General features: G+C 64.3%; 15 protein-coding genes and 1 tRNA gene. 6 read left to right on the top strand and 10 right to left on the bottom strand.

Annotation, left to right across the window (positions count from 1 at the left end; genetic code table 11):
* Positions 1-25: 25 nt before the first annotated feature.
* From ABEA02_RS12070 to ABEA02_RS12055, 4 genes are all read right to left on the bottom strand, one after another.
* On the bottom strand, positions 26-1,246 hold the full coding sequence (locus ABEA02_RS12070; RefSeq protein ID WP_345533219.1) for an RtcB family protein: 1,221 nt from the start codon (positions 1,244-1,246) through the stop codon (positions 26-28).
* 64 nt (positions 1,247-1,310) lie between these two features.
* Positions 1,311-1,679 carry a zinc-ribbon domain containing protein gene (locus ABEA02_RS12065; protein ID WP_345533218.1) on the bottom strand — a complete coding sequence of 123 codons (369 nt, stop codon included), beginning with the start codon at positions 1,677-1,679 and terminating at the stop codon, positions 1,311-1,313.
* Positions 1,680-1,882: 203 nt separating this feature from the next.
* A complete protein-coding gene (locus ABEA02_RS12060; protein WP_345533217.1) occupies positions 1,883-3,022 on the bottom strand; it encodes a slipin family protein in 1,140 nt (379 codons plus the stop codon).
* Between the two features lie 258 nt (positions 3,023-3,280).
* Positions 3,281-3,351 (bottom strand) — tRNA-Ile (locus ABEA02_RS12055).
* 326 nt (positions 3,352-3,677) lie between these two features.
* On the opposite strand from ABEA02_RS12055, the gene rtcR reads away from it, so the two are divergent.
* Positions 3,678-5,279: an RNA repair transcriptional activator RtcR gene (gene rtcR, locus ABEA02_RS12050; protein WP_345533216.1), complete on the top strand. Its 1,602-nt coding sequence runs from the start codon at positions 3,678-3,680 to the stop codon at positions 5,277-5,279.
* Positions 5,280-5,285: 6 nt separating this feature from the next.
* On the opposite strand, the gene ABEA02_RS12045 is transcribed toward rtcR, so the two are convergent.
* Positions 5,286-6,557 (bottom strand): amidohydrolase family protein, encoded by a 1,272-nt coding sequence (locus tag ABEA02_RS12045; protein WP_345533215.1) that lies wholly within the window; start codon positions 6,555-6,557, stop codon positions 5,286-5,288.
* Between the two features lie 267 nt (positions 6,558-6,824).
* On the opposite strand from ABEA02_RS12045, the gene ABEA02_RS12040 reads away from it, so the two are divergent.
* Entirely contained in the window at positions 6,825-8,795 is a 1,971-nt protein-coding gene (locus ABEA02_RS12040) for a PhoX family protein (protein WP_345533214.1), read from the top strand.
* A gap of 54 nt (positions 8,796-8,849) precedes the next feature.
* Here the strand turns inward: ABEA02_RS12040 and ABEA02_RS12035 are convergent, their stop codons facing one another.
* The 4 genes from ABEA02_RS12035 to ABEA02_RS12020 form a co-directional block, all read right to left on the bottom strand.
* Positions 8,850-9,689 (bottom strand): TetR/AcrR family transcriptional regulator, encoded by an 840-nt coding sequence (locus ABEA02_RS12035; RefSeq protein ID WP_345533213.1) that lies wholly within the window; start codon positions 9,687-9,689, stop codon positions 8,850-8,852.
* Positions 9,690-9,700: 11 nt separating this feature from the next.
* Positions 9,701-10,345, bottom strand: a complete 645-nt coding sequence (gene upp / locus ABEA02_RS12030) for a uracil phosphoribosyltransferase (protein WP_345533212.1) — start codon at positions 10,343-10,345, stop codon at positions 9,701-9,703.
* 106 nt (positions 10,346-10,451) lie between these two features.
* Positions 10,452-11,699 carry a URC4/urg3 family protein gene (locus ABEA02_RS12025; RefSeq protein WP_345533211.1) on the bottom strand — a complete coding sequence of 416 codons (1,248 nt, stop codon included), beginning with the start codon at positions 11,697-11,699 and terminating at the stop codon, positions 10,452-10,454.
* Positions 11,696-12,937 (bottom strand): GTP cyclohydrolase II, encoded by a 1,242-nt coding sequence (locus ABEA02_RS12020; RefSeq protein ID WP_345533210.1) that lies wholly within the window; start codon positions 12,935-12,937, stop codon positions 11,696-11,698. Before ABEA02_RS12020 ends, ABEA02_RS12025 begins: the two co-directional genes overlap by 4 nt.
* 236 nt (positions 12,938-13,173) lie before the next feature.
* Here ABEA02_RS12020 and ABEA02_RS12015 point away from each other — a divergent pair, with 236 nt between their 5' ends.
* The 3 genes from ABEA02_RS12015 to ABEA02_RS12005 are packed head-to-tail and all read left to right on the top strand — an operon-like array spanning position 13,174 to position 14,877.
* The gene (locus ABEA02_RS12015; protein ID WP_345533209.1) at positions 13,174-13,593 is read left to right on the top strand and encodes a hypothetical protein; all 420 of its coding nucleotides are present in this window, start codon (positions 13,174-13,176) and stop codon (positions 13,591-13,593) included.
* Between the two features lie 28 nt (positions 13,594-13,621).
* Complete coding sequence (locus tag ABEA02_RS12010; protein ID WP_345533208.1) at positions 13,622-14,407, top strand: DUF3592 domain-containing protein; 786 nt, start codon at positions 13,622-13,624, stop codon at positions 14,405-14,407.
* Positions 14,408-14,454: 47 nt separating this feature from the next.
* Complete coding sequence (locus ABEA02_RS12005; protein WP_345533207.1) at positions 14,455-14,877, top strand: PACE efflux transporter; 423 nt, start codon at positions 14,455-14,457, stop codon at positions 14,875-14,877.
* A gap of 29 nt (positions 14,878-14,906) precedes the next feature.
* On the opposite strand, the gene ABEA02_RS12000 is transcribed toward ABEA02_RS12005, so the two are convergent.
* Entirely contained in the window at positions 14,907-15,500 is a 594-nt protein-coding gene (locus ABEA02_RS12000) for an NADPH-dependent FMN reductase (protein ID WP_345533206.1), read from the bottom strand.
* Between the two features lie 232 nt (positions 15,501-15,732).
* Between ABEA02_RS12000 and ABEA02_RS11995 the strand changes: the two genes are divergently transcribed.
* The gene (locus ABEA02_RS11995) at positions 15,733-17,214 is read left to right on the top strand and encodes a sensor domain-containing diguanylate cyclase (protein WP_345533205.1); all 1,482 of its coding nucleotides are present in this window, start codon (positions 15,733-15,735) and stop codon (positions 17,212-17,214) included.
* The last annotated feature ends 95 nt before the right edge of the window (positions 17,215-17,309 follow it).

Raw genomic sequence — 17,309 nt, 5'->3', positions numbered from 1 at the left:
GTTCGATTCCGCTGAACTAGTTCTATTACCCCTTCACACAAACCACCTGCCGCAGCGTATGCACCACCTCCACCAGCTCACGCTGCGCTTCCATCACCGCATCAATGTCCTTGTACGCCATCGGGATCTCATCAATCACTTCGGCGTCCTTGCGGCACTCGACGTGCGCCGTCGCAGCGACCTGGTCGGCGACGGTGTAACGGCGCTTGGCTTCGTTGCGGCTCATCTTGCGCCCGGCGCCGTGGCTGCATGAGCAGAAGGCTTCTTCGTTACCGAGGCCGCGCACGATGAAGCTCTTCGCGCCCATCGAACCGGGGATGATGCCGAGCTGACCTTTCTGTGCCGACACGGCGCCCTTGCGGGTGACGAGGACTTCGGCGCCGAAGTGGGTCTCTTTCTGCACGTAGTTGTGGTGGCAGTTCACGGCTTCCACATCGGCGTCGAAGGGCTTGGCGATCACCGTACGCGCGGCGGCGATGACGTTCTGCATCATCACGGCGCGGTTGCGGCGTGCGAAGTCCTGCGCCCAGCCGACGGCTTCGACGTAGTCGTCGAAGTGCTGGCTGCCTTCTTCGAAGTAGGCCAGGTCCTTGTCGGGCAGGTTGGCGATGTGCTGTTGCATGTCTTTCTGCGCGAGCTCGATGAAGTGGGTGCCGATGGCGTTCCCCACACCACGCGAGCCGGAGTGCAGCATGAACCACACGCGGTCGGCCTCGTCCAGACAGACTTCGATGAAGTGGTTACCGGTTCCGAGCGTTCCGAGGTGCTTGTGGTTGTTGGTGTTCTTCAGGCGCGGGTGCTTGTCGGCAATGCGTTTGAAGCCCGTGACCAGTTCACCCCACATGGCGTCGACGGTGGCGGGCGGCGTGTCCCATGAACCCTTATCGCGATGCGATCCGCGTGAAACGGTACGGCCATGCGGTACGGCGCGTTCGATGGCGCTGCGCAGGCCGACAAGGTTGTCGGGCAGGTCGCTGGCGACGAGCGTGGTGCGCGCGGCCATCATGCCGCAGCCGATATCCACACCCACGGCGGCCGGGATGATGGCACCCAGGGTGGGAATCACGCTGCCGATGGTCGAACCCTTACCGAGGTGCACGTCGGGCATCACAGCCATGTGCTTGTAGATGAAGGGCATCTTCGCGGTGTTCATGAGCTGCTGACGCGCTTCGTCTTCGACAGGCACGCCTTGCGTCCACATCTTGATGGGCTTGCCGTTTTCGACTTCGAGAAGCTGGTATTCCATGTTCATTCCTTTCGTTGGGGCTTTCCGGGCCCCGCCTCGCTGCCCGAATGGTAGCGAGGCTGATTCATTGTTGTTGCATAGCCTGACGGGATCGGGCACTGATTTCGCGCTTTGCCGCACGGCAGGCTGCACAGCGGATGGCTATGGAATACACGGAGCCTTGCGCCACTTCGTACCACCACTTTTGTCGTTCAGCCTTCCAGACACACGACGCGCCGCAGTCCCAGCAACGGAAGTACTGATCTTCGTAGTAGCCACGCTGCACGAAAGCCGGCTGGCCGTAGCTGTTGTAGTGCGCCAGCTGGCTGGGGTTGCAGGCGATCACATTGGCAGGCAGGCGCCAGGGCTGGCCGATTGCACCAGCCTTTGAGCGCGCTGCGCGACGCAGCCGTGCTGACTTGATCTCTGCCTTGCGTTGCTTTCCGCTTTTCACGATGAGCCCTCCTGGCCCAGGCCCCGCTACCCGATTGGTAGCGGGGCTCAAACCTGTTGCTGTAACGCCCTCTCCCGGCGCTGCGCGCCACCCGCGCTCGGCGCCCCCACCGTCGGCATTGCACTGCCGACCGGCTGCGCTGGCGGAAAGCATGCTTTCCGAAACCCCAGCTCGCCCCGCCAACGCGGGAGAGGGTGGGTGGCTCATGCACCCTTGATAGTTACCAGTCCGTTCAGGACCTGATCCAGCCCACCGAACACGGAGATGCGGTCGATCCTTTCGGCCACACGCTCAAGGGTTTCGAGCTCCTTGAGACGCAGGGCGGTGGGGTTGTCTTCCATCACCTTGGCCGTGTTGAGCAGCGACCGGGTCGCAGCGGTTTCTTCGCGACGACGGATCACGTTCGACTCGGCGGCTTTTTCAGCCTCGACCACCTTGGCGAGGATGGTCTTCATCTCACCGGGCAGGACGATGTCCTTCACGCCGATGCTTCCGACCTCGATGCCAAAACCGTCGAGCTTCCGAACCACGTAGTTGCCGACAAACTCGTCGATGACCTGCTTGTTCTCCAGCAGTTCGTCGAGCGTTCGCGTTCCCACCGCTTCGCGCAAACCGAACTGCAGTTCGCGATAGAGATGATCGGCGGGCTTGGCGAGCTTTTCGAAAGCCAGCAGTACGTCGGTGTAACGCCAGGTTGCGGCAAGGTTGAGGCGCAGGCTCACTTTGTCGCGCGTCAGGATTTCCTGACCACTGACCTCCATGCTCTGCAGCCGCGTATCGACCAGCTCGACCTGCACATCGCGGTTGAAGCGCCAGAAGGCTTCGGCACCCGGTTTGAGCAGGCGCTCGATCTTGCCGTCGACCCGCAGCACACCGAGGTGATAGGCGGGCACCTGAACAAGCAGCACGCCAACCAGACCCGCGACAGGACGGCCGCGCAAGCTGGGCTGCAGGATGCGAGCCGTCAGTTCGGCAGGCAACACGTAGCCGTCGTTCAGCGCGACGCGTTCGAGGCGCTGGCGCGTCAAGCCTTTCCAGAACACACGACGGAAGCCCGGCGCCATCACTTCAACCAGCACGTCATTCTCATATCGCAGCCCGGCTTCGTCTTCACTCAGCTCCATGGATTCGAAGCACTCGGCTGCGGTATCGGGGTCGGTCTGCACGAGGTAGTCGACGAGGGCCACATCGGTCATGGGCGCGTCGAGCTTCCAGGTTTGCACCGCGAGGCTGCCGAGCGGGTCGAAGAAGTAGTGACGGCCGGCGTTCAGGATGCGTTGGTAATCGCCATCCCTGAGCAACACACCACGTTCGTTCTTCTTGATCACAAAGCGCTTCAACATCTTCATTCCCCTTTTGATTTCCGTTTGTGCCGGTCCTCACCGGCCCGGAGGGCCTGCCCTTCGACACGGGCGGGGAGGCGAGCGGTGGGGGCTTCAGTCCGGGTTCAGTAAGGGCCAGAGGGCCCGCACCACGCCAGACGTCTTCCTCTCACCGGACGCCCTGCCACCTGTGCGGGCGGGAGGCCGATCCGGGCCGGTGGCGGGTGCTCACGCATTCCGCGACCGACGGGTACTGCATTGCTTTGCCTTGTTAAGGCAGTGGAGCGGGAGTCGAACCCGCGACACATCGGTTATGAGCCGATTGCTCTACCCAATTGAGCTATCCAATTTGGGGGTGACCCGGGAATCGAACCCGGCCAGCTCCCAACGAGATCACCCGTTCATCACAGTCGTCTGCGGCGGCATACCGGCGAACGACAGATCGGAATCCGGCTCTCCGGCACCAGCGGGGTTTTGATCCCCTGCTCGTGGGCTGTTGCTTCAGGCTGCAATGCACTCCTTATTGCGAGTTGCGTGCCAGCGCGGCATACACAGCCGAGAAATGTTCCAAGTGATTGTTTTTACTTTTATTCCTGTTATTTGCCTGAATTCCAGGAAGACGCCAGGCGCCAGTATCGATAGACTTATAGCTAGTAACTTATCCATACAGATAGTCATGCGGAAAAACGTCGTCATCGGTTTCCTCGGCACCCAGCTCGACTACGGTGGCAAGGGCAGCCAGCGCTGGGAGAAGTGGCGGCCCACGGTCGGGCTGTGCCAGCAGGAAGACCTGGTGGTGCACCGCCTGGAGCTGCTGCACGATGCGCGCAGCCAGAGCCTGTTCGACCGCGTGAAGGGCGACATCGCCGCCGTGTCGCCCGAAACCGAGGTGGTGAGCGTGCTGCAGGCGCTGCGCGACCCCTGGGACTTCGAAGAGGTCTACACGGCGCTGCATGACTTCGCGCGGGGCTATTCCTTCGACGTGGAGGCCGAGGATTACCTGATCCACATCACCACGGGGACGCACGTGGCGCAGATCTGCTGGTTCCTGCTCGCAGAGGCGCGCTACCTGCCGGCGCGCCTAGTGCAGACCTCGCCGCCGCGCAAGAAGGATGTGGCTAACACGATTGGCAGCTACGCGCTGATCGATCTCGACCTATCGCGTTACAACAAGATCGCGCAGCGCTTTGCGCGCGAGCATGACGACACGGTGAGCTTCCTGAAGTCGGGCATCGCGACGCGCAATGCGGCGTTCAACCAGATGATCGAGCAGATCGAGAAGGTGGCCGGACGCTCGAAGGCGCCGATGTTGATGGTGGGGCCCACTGGAGCGGGCAAGTCATTCCTCGCGCGGCGGGTGTATGAACTCAAGCGTCAGAAGCAGCGCCTGGCCGGGCGCTTTGTCGAGGTGAACTGCGCGACGCTGCGCGGCGATTCGGCGATGTCGACGCTGTTCGGTCACGTGAAGGGCGCCTTCACGGGTGCGCAGAGCGAACGGCCGGGATTGCTGCGCGCGGCCGATGGCGGGCTGCTGTTCCTCGACGAGATCGGCGAGCTGGGGCTGGACGAGCAGGCCATGCTGCTGAAGGCCATCGAAGAGAAGCGCTTCTTCCCCTTCGGTGGTGATAAGGAAGTGGAGAGTGACTTCCAGCTCATCGCCGGTACCCACCGCGACCTGCGCCAGTGGGTCAGCGAGGGGCGCTTCCGTGAAGACCTGTTCGCGCGCATCAACCTGTGGACCTTCGATCTGCCGGGGCTCGCGCAGCGCCCGGAGGATATCGCGCCCAACCTGGAGTTCGAACTGGAGCGCTTTGCGCAGGAACACAACCAGCAGGTGCGCTTCAATGTGGAAGCACGTCAGCGCTATCTCGACTTCGCGGCCTCGTCGCAGGCGTTGTGGCGCGGCAACTTCCGCGAGCTGTCGGCCTCGCTGACGCGCATGGCGACGCTGGCCGAATCGGGCCGCATCACCGAGGCGCTGGTCGTCGAGGAAATCGCCCGGCTGCGAAGTGGCTGGTCTGGCGGAGTCGCACGCGATCTGGTGCAGGAAGTGCTGGGCGACGCGGCCGATGCCCTGGACCTGTTCGACCGCTGCCAGCTGGACGCGGTGCTGAATGTCTGCCGTCAGGCCGACAGTCTCTCCGACGCGGGCCGTAAGCTGTTCGCCATGTCGCGGCAGGAGAAGAAGGTTGCAAACGATGCCGACCGCTTGCGCAAGTACCTCGCGCGATTCGGGCTGGAGTGGGCTAACGTGCGCCGCGCGGGCAGCGGCGCATGAGCCTTGTCAGGACTGCCAACTGACCTGCGCGGGGCGCCCCGGCAGGTGCAGCGCGGCGGTGCTGGCAGGGCTCTCTGCAATCAATTTGCCACCACGCCAGACCTTGAGGCGAGTGGCGCGCAGGCGGATCGCTTCGACTGCGTCGCGCGCCTGCAGCAGCACAAGGTCGGCCTTGCAGCCCGGACTGACGCCATAGCCGTCGAGCCCGAGGATCTTCGCCGGCGTCTCGGTCACCGCCGCGAAACACTGACGCATGGCGTCCTGCCCGGTCATCTGGCCGACATGCAGGCCCATGTGCGCGACTTCGAGCATGTCGCCACTGCCCATGGGGTACCAGGGGTCCATCACGCAGTCATGCCCGAATGCCACCGGCACGCCGGCGGCCAGCAGCTCCGGCACGCGCGTCATGCCGCGTCGCTTGGGATAGGTGTCGTGCCGGCCCTGCAGCGTGATGTTGATGAGCGGATTGGCGATGGCTGCGACGCCGGCTTCGCGGATCAGTGGGATGAGCTTGGAGACGTAGTAGTTGTCCATCGAGTGCATGGACGTAAGGTGCGAACCCGCGACACGGCCGTGCAGGCCGAGGCGCTGCGTGTGGAAGGCGAGTGACTCTATGTGGCGACTCAAGGGGTCGTCGCTTTCGTCGCAGTGCATGTCGACGCGCAGGCCGCGCTCGGCGGCGATCTCGCAGAGGATGCGCACCGACTCGGCGCCATCCGCCATCGTGCGTTCGAAGTGGGGAATGCCGCCGACCACGTCGACGCCCATGTCGAGCGCGCACTGCAGGTTCTCCAGCGCACCGGGGCTGCGCAGCACGCCGTCCTGCGGGAAAGCGACGAGTTGCAGGTCGAGGTAAGGCTTCACTTTCTCACGCACATGGAGCAGGGCTTCGACGGCGAGCAGGCGCGGGTCGCAGATGTCGACATGTGAGCGAATGGCGAGCAGGCCTTTGGCGACGGCCCAGTCGCAGTAGGCGAGTGCGCGCTCGACGATGGCGTCCTGCGTGAGCGTAGGTTTGAGCTCGCCCCACAGGGCGATGCCTTCAAGCAGGGTGCCGGACTGGTTTACACGCGGCAAGCCGTAGCTCAACGCGGAGTCCATATGGAAGTGCGCGTCGACGAAAGGCGGCGTGACGAGCTGGCCTGCGACGTCGATCTCTTCCGCAGCCTGTGAGGCAAGCGCTGACTGCACGGCGACGATGCGGCCGCTTTCGATGCCGATGTCCTGCCCCGTGCGACCGTCGGGCAGGCTGGCGTTGCGGATGACGAGATCAAGCATGGTGGCTCCCGGGAGTCAGCGGGCAGATGCCCTGGCAGGCGTGTTGAAGTGATCATCGCACGGCCTGCGACGCGCGTGCAGTGACGCATTTTCGCTATTCGTGCAGAGGTATGAAGGCGAAGATCGCTGTGGCCCCATGGCCGACTGCGGCGTGCACGCTGCGCACCGGGAAAGCGGCGGGGAGCGATAACAAATCTGTCATTTTCCCTCGCCATACTCGCGCCCCACCCGGACGACACAGCAGCCGGGCAGAACCGAGAGAGAATCATGAAACAGGAACTTGATCTTGCCCGTCGTCGGGCGCTCCGCACGTTTGCGGGCATGCCCCTTCTTCCCCTTGCCGGCGGCTTTGCCAGCACAGCGATGCTCGCTGCCTGTGGCGGCGGCAGCAGCAGCGCTTCGGGCACGGCGTCCTCCAGCAGCAGCTCCGCCGCGACACTGACTTCGGTCAGCTTCGAGGGCATGGCTGCGCCGACGCTGGCGGTACCCGCCGAAATGGCCACGACGACGGTCAAATCGACGCTGGTCGCCAATTACAGCAACGGCACGTCGCAGAGCTATGCCCTGAGCTATCAGCCCTTCTTCATCACCGGTGACATGGTGTCGGACGGCAAGGGCGGCAAGATCCTCGCCGGTGGCTACTACGACATCAACAATGCAGCCATCATGGACAAATCGGTCGCGGGCAGCGAACGCCAGTTCTATTCCGACAGCCCCGATGGCTCATCCCTGCTGGCCATCCCCGGCGCCAGCGTCAGCGGCGTCAAGGGCAACACCGTGTTCGCCGTCGTGCAATTCGAATACACCACGCGCGACCTGGCCGGCACCTCGGCCTATGGCACCCTGCCTTCACCCATCGCCGTGCTGACCCTCGACCAGGACCCGGCCACCGGCAGCCTCAGCCTCGTGAAGTACCACAACGTCGATACCTCGGGCGTGCATGGCCTGTGGATCACCTGTGGCGCCAGCCTGTCGCCGTGGAACACGCACCTCTCCAGCGAAGAGTACGAGCCCGACGCCCAGTTCATCTCCAGCAACACGATGTTCCAGGCCTACAGCAAGAATCTCTTTGGCGACGCCACAAAGGCCAACCCCTATCACTACGGTCACCTGCCGGAAGTGACGGTGAATGCCGACGGCACGGGCTCGATCAAGAAGCACTACTGCCTGGGCCGCATCTCGCACGAGCTGATCCAGGTGATGCCGGACAACCGCACCGTGCTGATGGGCGACGACTACACCAACGGCGGCCTGTTCATGTTCGTTGCCGACAAGGAGAAAGACCTGTCGGCCGGCACGCTCTACGTCGCCAAGGTCGGCAGCGGCTTCGTCGCCGACGTCACGGCAGCCGGTGCTGCGCTGAGCTGGATCAACCTCGGTCACGCCACCAGCGCCGAAATCGAAGCACTAGCAGGCAGCCTCGCGCCGAGCGACATCCTGACCGCAGTGAAGACCGATCCGGTCGACACCAGCTACACCAAGATGTACCTCGACGGCAGCGCGCAGTGGGTCAAGCTCAAGCCGGGCATGGAGAAGGCTGCTGCCTTCCTCGAAACGCACCGCTATGCCAACCTCATGGGCGCCACCATGTCTTTCACCAAGATGGAAGGCACGACGGTCAACATCAAGGACAAGATCGCCTACTCGGCCCTGCAGAACATCCAGTCAGCCATGGTCAAGGGCAATGCCGCCAACAATGCCGCCAGTGGCGTGTCGCTCGACAAGGCGATCAGCGCTGGCGGCGTGCTGGCACACAAGCTCACCGGCAGCCAGAAGGACACGGCCGGCACAGCCATTGACAGCGAATGGGTGCCGGCGCAGACCAGCTTCCTGCTGCTGGGCGAAGACATCACGGCCGACGCGCTGGGCAACACCGCCAACCCCGAGAAGATCGGCAACCCGGACAACCTCAAGTTCTCCGAGAAGCTGCGCACCCTCTTCATCGGCGAGGACAGCAGCCAGCACGTCAACAACTTCCTGTGGGCCTACAACGTCGACACCAAGAAGCTCTCGCGTCTGATGTCAGTGCCCTCCGGCGGCGAGTCGACCGGTCTGCATGCGGTCGACAGCATCAATGGCTGGACCTACATCATGAGCAACTTCCAGCACCCCGGTGACTGGGGCTCGATCCACAACACGGTGAAGGCCACGCTGGACCCGCTGGTGCGCGCCAACTACAAGGATCGCTACGGCGCTGCCGTCGGCTATCTGACCGGCATGCCCATCATCAAGCTCTGAGCAATTGGATGCAGTCACTGAACGGGGCCTGCGGGCCCCGTTTTGTCGCCCGCGTCAGGCTTTCAGCCCGCAGGCGCGCAGCACAAAGCTCTCAACATGCGCCGTAGCGCGCGACTGGTGGCGTGACGACAGTGGCGTGGCCGTGTCGAGCACGGCAGCGACCTGCGGCTCGAAGTCGGCGTAGGTCTGCGTCATCGCCCACAGGGTGAAGAACAGGTGTGGCGGATCAACAGGGGCGAGCTTGCCGGCAGCGATCCACTCGCGGATCACGCGTGATTTGGCGGCGACGAGGCGACGCAATTCTCCAGCGAGCAGATCGCGGATGTGCGGCGCACCGGCCAGCATCTCGCTGGCGAACACGCGCGAAGCATCGGGGCGGCCTGCGGTCATGCGCATCTTGTAACGGATGTAGGTGCGCAGCGCTTCGGCAGGATCGGCATCGGCGCGCAAGGCCTCAGCGCCAACCAGCCAGTCCTCCAGGATGCTCGCCAGCACGGCGCGGTAGAGCGTCTCCTTGGTGCCGAAGTAATAATGCAGCGTCGACTTCGGCAGGCCGGCGGCGAGCGCCAGTTCGTTCATGCTGGTGCCGGCAAAGCCGGTGCGTGCAAAAAGCTTCTCGGCAGCCTGCAGGATGGTCTGCTCCTGCGCCTGCCGGATGCGCCCCGGTTTTACAACCGGCGCAACCGCTGTCTGCTCCCCTCTCCCCAGCCGGGGAGAGGGGTTGGGGGAGAGGGCAACTTGCGACCGCGGCCTCCTCTCCCCTGCCGGGGAGAGGGGTTGGGGGAGAGGGTTCGCGCGAGCGGGCCGGGGAGCGCGCGAAACCTGCGACTGCGCGTCCCTCTCACGGCGCTTCGCGCCACCCTCTCCCGCTGCAGGCGGGAGAGGGGAGACCATGGTGCGCGCCATCACTTCGTCCCGAAGATCCGGTCACCCGCATCGCCCAGGCCCGGCACGATGTAGCCGTGGTCGTTGAGGTGCGAGTCGAGCGCGGCAAGCCACAGCGGTACGTCAGGGTGGGCGGCACGCAGGTTGGTGACGCCTTCTGGTGCGGCAATCAGGCAGGCGAGCTTGAGGCTGGTGACGCCGACTTCCTTGAGGCGGTCGATGGCCGCAATCGCCGAATGCCCGGTGGCGAGCATGGGATCGAGCACGATCACCGTGCGGTCCTGGATGTCTTCGGGCACCTTGAAGTAGTACTCAACCGCTTCCAGCGTCTCGGGGTCGCGATAGAGGCCGATGTGCGCCACGCGTGCGCCCGGCAGCAGGTCGATCATGCCGTCGAGCATGCCGGTGCCGGCGCGCAGTATGGAGGCCAGACACAGCTTCTTGCCGCTGATCACGGGCGAGTCGAAGGTCGTCAGCGGTGTCGTCACCGGCACCTTTTCGGTGGGCAGGTCACGCGTGATCTCGTAGGCCATCATCTGCGCGATCTCGCGCACCAAGCGGCGGAAATTGTCAGTCGTGGTGTCGGCGCTGCGCACGAAGGAGAGCTTGTGTTGCAGCAGCGGGTGGTCGATGACGAAGACGTTGTCGAAATCGGTGGCGGGCATGGGGTTCTCCTTCACTCAGGGAAACAGCAATGGCTGGTGCGCATTGCGCACCCTACAGGGTTGGGCCGCAGGAGTAGGGTGCGCACCGCGCACCTTGCTGACTGCATCAGAACACCGTCCCGTCACTCACCAGCGTCAGTGGCGGGCCGCCACCGGGGCGGCGCTCGGCGGCGATGCGGCGACCTGCTGCCCAGGTGCCGCCTTCGAGCACGCAGGCGAGCGGAAACTGTTCGGCACTGAGCCCCAACTCGCTGCGCACACCCGCAGCGAGGCGGTCGAGCAGGCTGACGGTGAGGGCGCGCCATTCGACGATGGCTTCGTCATCCACCGCCCAGCGGCGCGTGGCGAACGCGGGGTCCAGCGGCACCAGCAGGCCCGTGTCGATGAGCAGCCCACCGTTGCGGTATTCCGGCAAGCCGGTCAGTGCATCAAGGCCGGTGATCGTGAGCCCGCCCCAGGCCAGCGGTTCGAGCAGCGAATAGGTGAGCCACTGCGTGAGCTTGTGGAACGGCACCCAGCCATCGGCCAGCGCCGGGTGCTGCCAGCAATCGCCGAGCGGCACGCCCTGCAGGCGCGCCCGGCCGGGCCACACCGGGCCGAGAGCGCGCAGCAGGGTGTCGAGGATGACGGAGGCTTCGAGACGGTCGCCATCGGCCTGGGCGCGCAGGTAATCGAACAGGTTGCCGAGGCGGCTCTCGTGGCTACCGCTGCGGCTGAACACCGCTGGCGTGGCCGCCATCACCATGCCCAGGTTGCGCAGCAAGGCAGTGCGCCCTTGCAGGCCGACCAGTGGATTCTCGGCATCGACCTGGAAAGCACTCGCGAGGCGATCAGCCGTCAGGCCCTGCAGCGCCACGGCATCGCTGCGCAAGGGGTGGCGAACATCGGCCGACAAGGCGCCGGAAATGAACAGGCGCAAGCTCGCCACGCCCAGCCCTTCGCTGCGCGTGAGGGTCTGGCCGGTCAGTGCATCGACGTAACGCCACGCCGCACCAGCACCGGCGTCGAGCAACACTGAAGGGATGACCAGGTCGATGGCGACGCGTGCGCATTCGGCAGGGTCGGCGTCGAGGCCGCGTTCTTCCACCAACTTCGCCCAGCGGTCGACCCCGCCCGCATCAAAGTGCCGCTTGCGACTGTGATAGGGCACCTGCAGATCGGGATAGCGCTGGCGGATGGTGTCGCAGACATAGCGCGCAGTGGGCGTGAGCTGCGAATCGTCGAAACGGAAGTGCGCCGATTGCCCCGACTCGACCCAGCGCAGCACCTCGCCGCAGCGCGCACGCACGGCATCGGCCGACAGCAGGCTGGCCGCCGGGTGATCGTCCGGCACAGGGGTATGCCAGCCACTCATTCGTGCAACCCCCGGCCCTTGGCCACCACCAGTTCGGCCGCATCAGGCACTTTCTCGGTGAAGTACCCGGCCGCTTTCTTGGCGTCCATCTCGACGCGCGCATCGGCCGGGATCAACGCATCGGGAATCGCTACGCGCTCGACAACCTCGATGCCTTGCGCCGCCAGCGCACCATGCTTCATGTTGCTCATCGAGGCCCAGCGATCGATGCGCGTGATGCCCAGCCAGTGGAACACGTCGGGCATCAGCTCCTGGAAGCGCATGTCCTGCACGCCGGCCACGCACTCGGTGCGCTCGAAATAGGTCTCGGCACGGTCGCCGCCCACCTGGCGCTTGCGCGCGTTGTAGACGAGGAACTTGGTGACTTCGCCCAGCGCACGACCCTCCTTGCGGTTGTAGACCACCAGCCCGACGCCGCCTTGCTGGGCCATCTCGATGCACACCTCGATGCCATGCGCGAGGTAGGGTCGGCAGGTGCAGATGTCGGAGCCGAACACGTCCGAGCCGTTGCACTCGTCGTGCAGGCGGCAGGCGACTTTCGTTTCGGGCTTGCCGAGCTTTTCGACATCGCCGAAGAAGTAAAGCGTCATGCCACCGATGGGGGGCAGAAAGACCTTGAGGTCGGGGCGCGTGACGAGCTCGGGGAACATGCCGCCAGTCTGTTCGAACAGCGCACGGCGCAGCGCCGACTCCTTGATACCGAAGCGCTCGGCCACGCCCGGCAGGTACCACACGGGTTCGATGGCGGCCTTGGTCACGCGCACGTCGCCGTTGGCTTCGAGGATGTCGCCATCCGGCTTGAGCCGACCCGCCGCAATGGCGGCCACCAGCTCGGGCATGTTGATGTGGGCCTTGGTGATGGCAATGGTCGGCCGCACGTCGAGGCCGGCGGCGATCTGCTCGGCAAAGTATTCGGCGACGCGGTGACCCCAGGGGTCAAGCGAGATGATCTTGTGCGGATCGGCCCACTGCGGGTGCGGGCCGAGGGTGACGACCGGCGCAGTGTCAGTCAGGTCGGGCTTGTGATCGCGTTGCAGATGACCTGCTGCCACGGCCAGCGCGCGATACACGGAGTAGGAGCCGGAATGCGTGCCGATGGCATTGCGCAGCGCCGGCTGGCTGAGGCTGGCCGCCACCAGCGGCCCGCGCTCGGCAGCGGTCGCCGCGCCCCAGCTGACCGGCGAGCTGGGGCCTGCCTTGCCACGCGGGTGGGATGTCAGGACGATGTGATCAGACATGGGCGACCTCCGGCTGACGGTAAATTCCTGACCGGATGGTCAGCTTCCGCAAACTCTACAAGCCAGATCCGTGCCCGACAAAAAGCTGATCAATCGGTCAGTTTTCCATCGCCTGCGCACCGCAAGCTGGCGCCCGCTGCACCCACCTGCGCCAGTCTGGTGCCCCATGCAACTCTCAGCGCCGCAAGGGGAGCGCTGTGCGATCATCCCGACCTTCTGTCCCTGCGGAGTCTTCCATGCGCAAGTTCGTTCACGCCATCGTCTTCCTGCTGGCCACGGCGCTCCCCGCCATCAGCCTGGCCGCCACGCCTGATTTCAGCGGCGTCTACGACTGCAAGGGCGTGGATGCCTCGGAAGGCGCCTACAACGGCAAAGTGACGCTCAAGCGCGTCGCAGCCCACAGCACGGCGGGCTACAACGCCTATCAGTTCACGCTGGAGGTGCCGGGCTATGGCACTTACCGTGGCCACGCCACCGGCAAGGGCAACGATCTCGCCATCTACTTCGGCCACGAAGACCCGGCGACAAAAGACTACGGCACTGGCCTTGCGCGCTTCAGCAAGAGCAAGAGCGGCAAGTGGCAGTTCCACAAGTACTACTACGAGCCCGAGTACAAGGGCGGCAACCATGGCAGCGAAGATTGCGTTCGACAGTAAGGAACAAGCTCCGCCCTGACGAAGCGCCATGAAACTTGAGTTGGAAGACGGCACCGTCATCCGAAAGCCCGATCAGGAAGCGCTGCGACAGGCGCTTGCAGGCTTGGGCCGCCCCGGCAATCGCTTTGCGATTCTCAGCAAAAGTGGTCAGCACTACCTGCAGGCTGCCACAAGCCCCGAGGGCGGATACCTGATCGAGTATCGGGAGGGCGCGGGCAAAACGCATTTCAGTTCGCTGGAAGCAGATATCCCGCACGAACGCATGCTGCTCATGTTCGAAGCCTACCGGAGCGGATTGCCGTGGCAGACCATGGCCTTGTGGGAGCCGCAGTATCCAGTCAGGCCACCCAGGAAGCCGAAGCGAAAGAGCGCCTTCGACAGGATCGTACTTGGCGTCCTCATGTTTCTGGGACTGTGCGTACTTGCCTCGGCGTTGTTCATGGCCTGGCAAACCCACACGTTCATCGCTCGCGCAATCGAGCTGCCGGGCAGGGTCGTCGACATGCATGAAGATGGTGACGTGCTTTTTCCTCTTATCGAGTACTCCGACAATGCGGGAGGCAAACACGTATTCAAGTCAGGAACCGGCAGCGAGCAACCGTCACTCGGCATGGGTACACAGGTCACTGTCTTGCATGATCCGGAACTTCGGGAGGAGTCGCGGATCAACAGTTTCGCTGAGCTTTGGCTGTCTCCGCTGATCGCATCCATCATAGGTATCAGTCTCATCTACGGCAGCCTGCACTCGACGGTGGCTGGCCACCTCAACTACCGAAAAAGCCTCTCCAGATTCAAGGGCCGCAGACAGCTCTAGCTCCACTGTTTACTCAAGCGACGTCATGCGTTGCGCATAAAATTCCCATGCAAGGCCTTCGCCGCAAGATTACCCACGCCATCCTGTTCGAGTTCTTCGCCATCGTCTGCGTGACAATCACCGTGATGTTCACGACCGATCACGGCGCCGCCAGCTCGGGCGGTCTCGCCGTCGTGACCTCGGCCATCGCGGTGCTGTGGAACATGGCCTACAACTGGGCCTTCGAGCGCTGGGAAGCACGCCAGACCAAGCGCGGCCGCAGCCTGCGCCGCCGCGCGGTGCACGCCATCGGTTTCGAGCTGGGGCTGGTCGTACTGCTGCTGCCCGTGATGACCTGGTGGCTGAACATCGGCGTGCTCGCCGCGCTGGGCCTGGAATTCGGCCTGCTGCTGTTCTTCGTGGTCTATGGCTTCGTTTTCAACTGGTGCTTCGACCACATTTTCGGGCTGCCGGCGGCGGCACGTCACTAATGCCCTGGTGATGTGGATAAGCGCACCGTTCAGTTGCGGGGTCGCAATGCCTCTGCCAGCCTGGCCAGCGCAGCGACAACACCACTCACCGATTTCACCGCACGCGCATCGATCAGCGCCCCGTCGGCATCGAAGGCCTCGTGCGCCTTGCCCAGCGCGAACTGCTGCGGCACGACGATCATCGCGAAGGCCATCTGCAGGTACTGGCGTACGAAGTTCATCGAGCGCAAGGCGCCGCCCGCACCCGGCGAAGCCGACAGCAATGCCGCCGGCTTGTTGGCCGTGATGGCGAGGCCGGCGGGGTGAGCGTCGCTGGCTTCTATGCGCGACAACCAGTCAAAGGCGTTGATCAGCAGCGGCGTCGGGAAACCGTTGTACTCGGGCGTCACGACGAGGATGCCGTCCGCCTCGCGCACGGCCTGCAGCAGGGTCAGGGCGCCAGCCGGTACGCCCTCTGCGGCTTCGAGGTCACCATCGTAGATGGGCAGGGCCAGACTGCGCAGGTCCATCTCGATGGCGTCGATGCCGGCATCGCGAGCGAGCCGGATGGCGTTGCGCGCAAGGCGCAGGTTGAGCGAGCCCTGACGGACGCTGGCGGGAATGACGAGAATGCGAATGGTCATGCTGTACCCCTGCAAAGAACGGCGCTAGCCATGCTCGTACTGTAGCGGCTTGTGCGCAACATCGCACGCAGCCTCCCGGACATCGTAGACTGCGACCCTCACGACATGGCCGTACGGCAAAAAGTCCGGGGCGTCGCGCGCAGCGGCGCCATATTCTTCACATATTGCTTCACAATGCTCACATCATGACGGGCTGCTGACCGGCCCGTTCGTTCAGGAGACAGGATTTCCCATGCGTCAGATCCTGCGCGATGGTGCGCTGGTCAGCTTCTCTGCCGTTGCAGCCGGCAGCCTTGGACTGCTCGCCGGCATGCCTGCGGCTTTCGCCGTCATCGCTTCGGCCATTGCCGCGGGTGTCGTCGCCAGCATCCGGCTGGGTGCTGACACGCAGCGCCTCAGCGATTCACTGCAGACCGAGCTCGACAAACACCGCGCCACACGTGACTACATCCAGCGCGTACTCGACGCCGTGCCAATGCCGATCTACGTCAAGGACGCAGAGAGCCGCTACCTCATCGTCAACAAGGCGCAGTGCGAACAGTGGGGCAAGCCCGTTGAGTCCCTGCTCGGCGTGTGCTCGCCCGACCTCGCGCCGAACGCCACAGTCGCCAACACCATCCGCACTGAAGACGCAGCCGTGCTGAGTGGCGAGATCGTTTACAAGGAAGAAGAGAAGCGCCACGCAGCAACCGGCGAAGAACAGTTCCGCATCGTCACCAAGGCGCGCTGTCTCGACACTGAGGGCAAGTACGTCATCGTCTGTTCGCTCTACGACACCACGCACTGGCGCCAGACCGAGCGCGCGCTTCAGCAGGCGCTCGAGCGCGAGACGCAGCAGCGTCAGCGCACCCAGAGCTTCATCCAGCGCCTCATCGACGTCATCCCCGATCCGCTCTACATCAAGAACAAGGATGGTGCTTTCCTCGTTGTCAACGAAGCCTTCGCGCGTGAGCGCGGCACCCCGCGCCACGAGCTGATCGGCAAGGTCGCGCACGTCATCGCCTTCAGCAAGGAACTGGCGCGCGGCACACCTGAGGAAGATCTCGCTGTACTGGCCGGTACCGACATCGACAAGGAACAGCACTTCGTGCACCCGCTGAGCGGCGAAGAGCGCTACCGCCACGTCATCAAGCGCCGCAGTACCGACCTCGACGGCTCTCCCGTCATCGTCGGCGCCCACCTCAACATCACGCGCTGGAAAATCGCCGAGCGCGAGCTCGCACGCCTTGCCAGCGAGGACGAGCTGACCGACCTGCCAAACCGCCGCCGCTTCCTCGACGATGCCGCACGCCTGATGAGCCAGGCCGAACGTCATGACGAGCCGCTATCACTGCTGTTGTTCGACATCGACCACTTCAAGCGCATCAACGACGAGCACGGACACAACATCGGTGACAAGGTGCTGCGCCAGCTTGCCGCGCGCCTGCGTCAGCAACTGCGCGCCGAAGATCTGCCCTGCCGCTGGGGCGGCGAAGAGTTCGCCGTACTGCTGCCCATGAGCGACGACAGCCAGGCCATGCAGGTTGCCGAACGCCTGCGCACCAGCATCGAGCGCGAACCCTTCGACGACAACTCCGAGCTGGTGGTCACCATCAGCTGCGGCGTAACGCGCTGGCGGGTCGGCGAGACGCTGGAGAGCCTTGTCGCGCGCGCTGACACGGCCCTCTACGCCGCCAAGAATGCGGGGCGTAATACCTGCCAGCTGGCGAGCTGACGCTGACGCAAACCCCTCCCCACCCCTCCCCTTATCAGGGGAGGGAGTACATGCACGCCATATCGAGCGCCTCCCCTGATAAGGGGAGGTTGGGA

The organism is Viridibacterium curvum, assembly GCF_039544165.1.
Lineage (GTDB): Bacteria > Pseudomonadota > Gammaproteobacteria > Burkholderiales > Rhodocyclaceae > Viridibacterium > Viridibacterium curvum.
Note: the sequence above shows the minus strand (reverse complement) of the source record. Positions and strands in the feature narration are given on the sequence as shown.

Excerpts from the sequence above, each read along its gene's own strand:
- ABEA02_RS12060 (WP_345533217.1), bottom strand. The coding sequence starts at position 3,022 with ATGTTGAAGCGCTTTGTGATCAAGAAGAACGAACGTGGTGTGTTGCTC.
- ABEA02_RS12025 (WP_345533211.1), bottom strand. The coding sequence starts at position 11,699 with ATGAGTGGCTGGCATACCCCTGTGCCGGACGATCACCCGGCGGCCAGC.
- rtcR (WP_345533216.1), top strand. The coding sequence starts at position 3,678 with ATGCGGAAAAACGTCGTCATCGGTTTCCTCGGCACCCAGCTCGACTAC.
- ABEA02_RS12035 (WP_345533213.1), bottom strand. The coding sequence starts at position 9,689 with ATGGTCTCCCCTCTCCCGCCTGCAGCGGGAGAGGGTGGCGCGAAGCGC.
- ABEA02_RS11995 (WP_345533205.1), top strand. The coding sequence starts at position 15,733 with ATGCGTCAGATCCTGCGCGATGGTGCGCTGGTCAGCTTCTCTGCCGTT.
- upp (WP_345533212.1), bottom strand. The coding sequence starts at position 10,345 with ATGCCCGCCACCGATTTCGACAACGTCTTCGTCATCGACCACCCGCTG.
- ABEA02_RS12015 (WP_345533209.1), top strand. The coding sequence starts at position 13,174 with ATGCGCAAGTTCGTTCACGCCATCGTCTTCCTGCTGGCCACGGCGCTC.
- ABEA02_RS12040 (WP_345533214.1), top strand. The coding sequence starts at position 6,825 with ATGAAACAGGAACTTGATCTTGCCCGTCGTCGGGCGCTCCGCACGTTT.
- ABEA02_RS12010 (WP_345533208.1), top strand. The coding sequence starts at position 13,622 with ATGAAACTTGAGTTGGAAGACGGCACCGTCATCCGAAAGCCCGATCAG.
- ABEA02_RS12045 (WP_345533215.1), bottom strand. The coding sequence starts at position 6,557 with ATGCTTGATCTCGTCATCCGCAACGCCAGCCTGCCCGACGGTCGCACG.
- ABEA02_RS12020 (WP_345533210.1), bottom strand. The coding sequence starts at position 12,937 with ATGTCTGATCACATCGTCCTGACATCCCACCCGCGTGGCAAGGCAGGC.
- ABEA02_RS12005 (WP_345533207.1), top strand. The coding sequence starts at position 14,455 with ATGCAAGGCCTTCGCCGCAAGATTACCCACGCCATCCTGTTCGAGTTC.
- ABEA02_RS12070 (WP_345533219.1), bottom strand. The coding sequence starts at position 1,246 with ATGGAATACCAGCTTCTCGAAGTCGAAAACGGCAAGCCCATCAAGATG.
- ABEA02_RS12000 (WP_345533206.1), bottom strand. The coding sequence starts at position 15,500 with ATGACCATTCGCATTCTCGTCATTCCCGCCAGCGTCCGTCAGGGCTCG.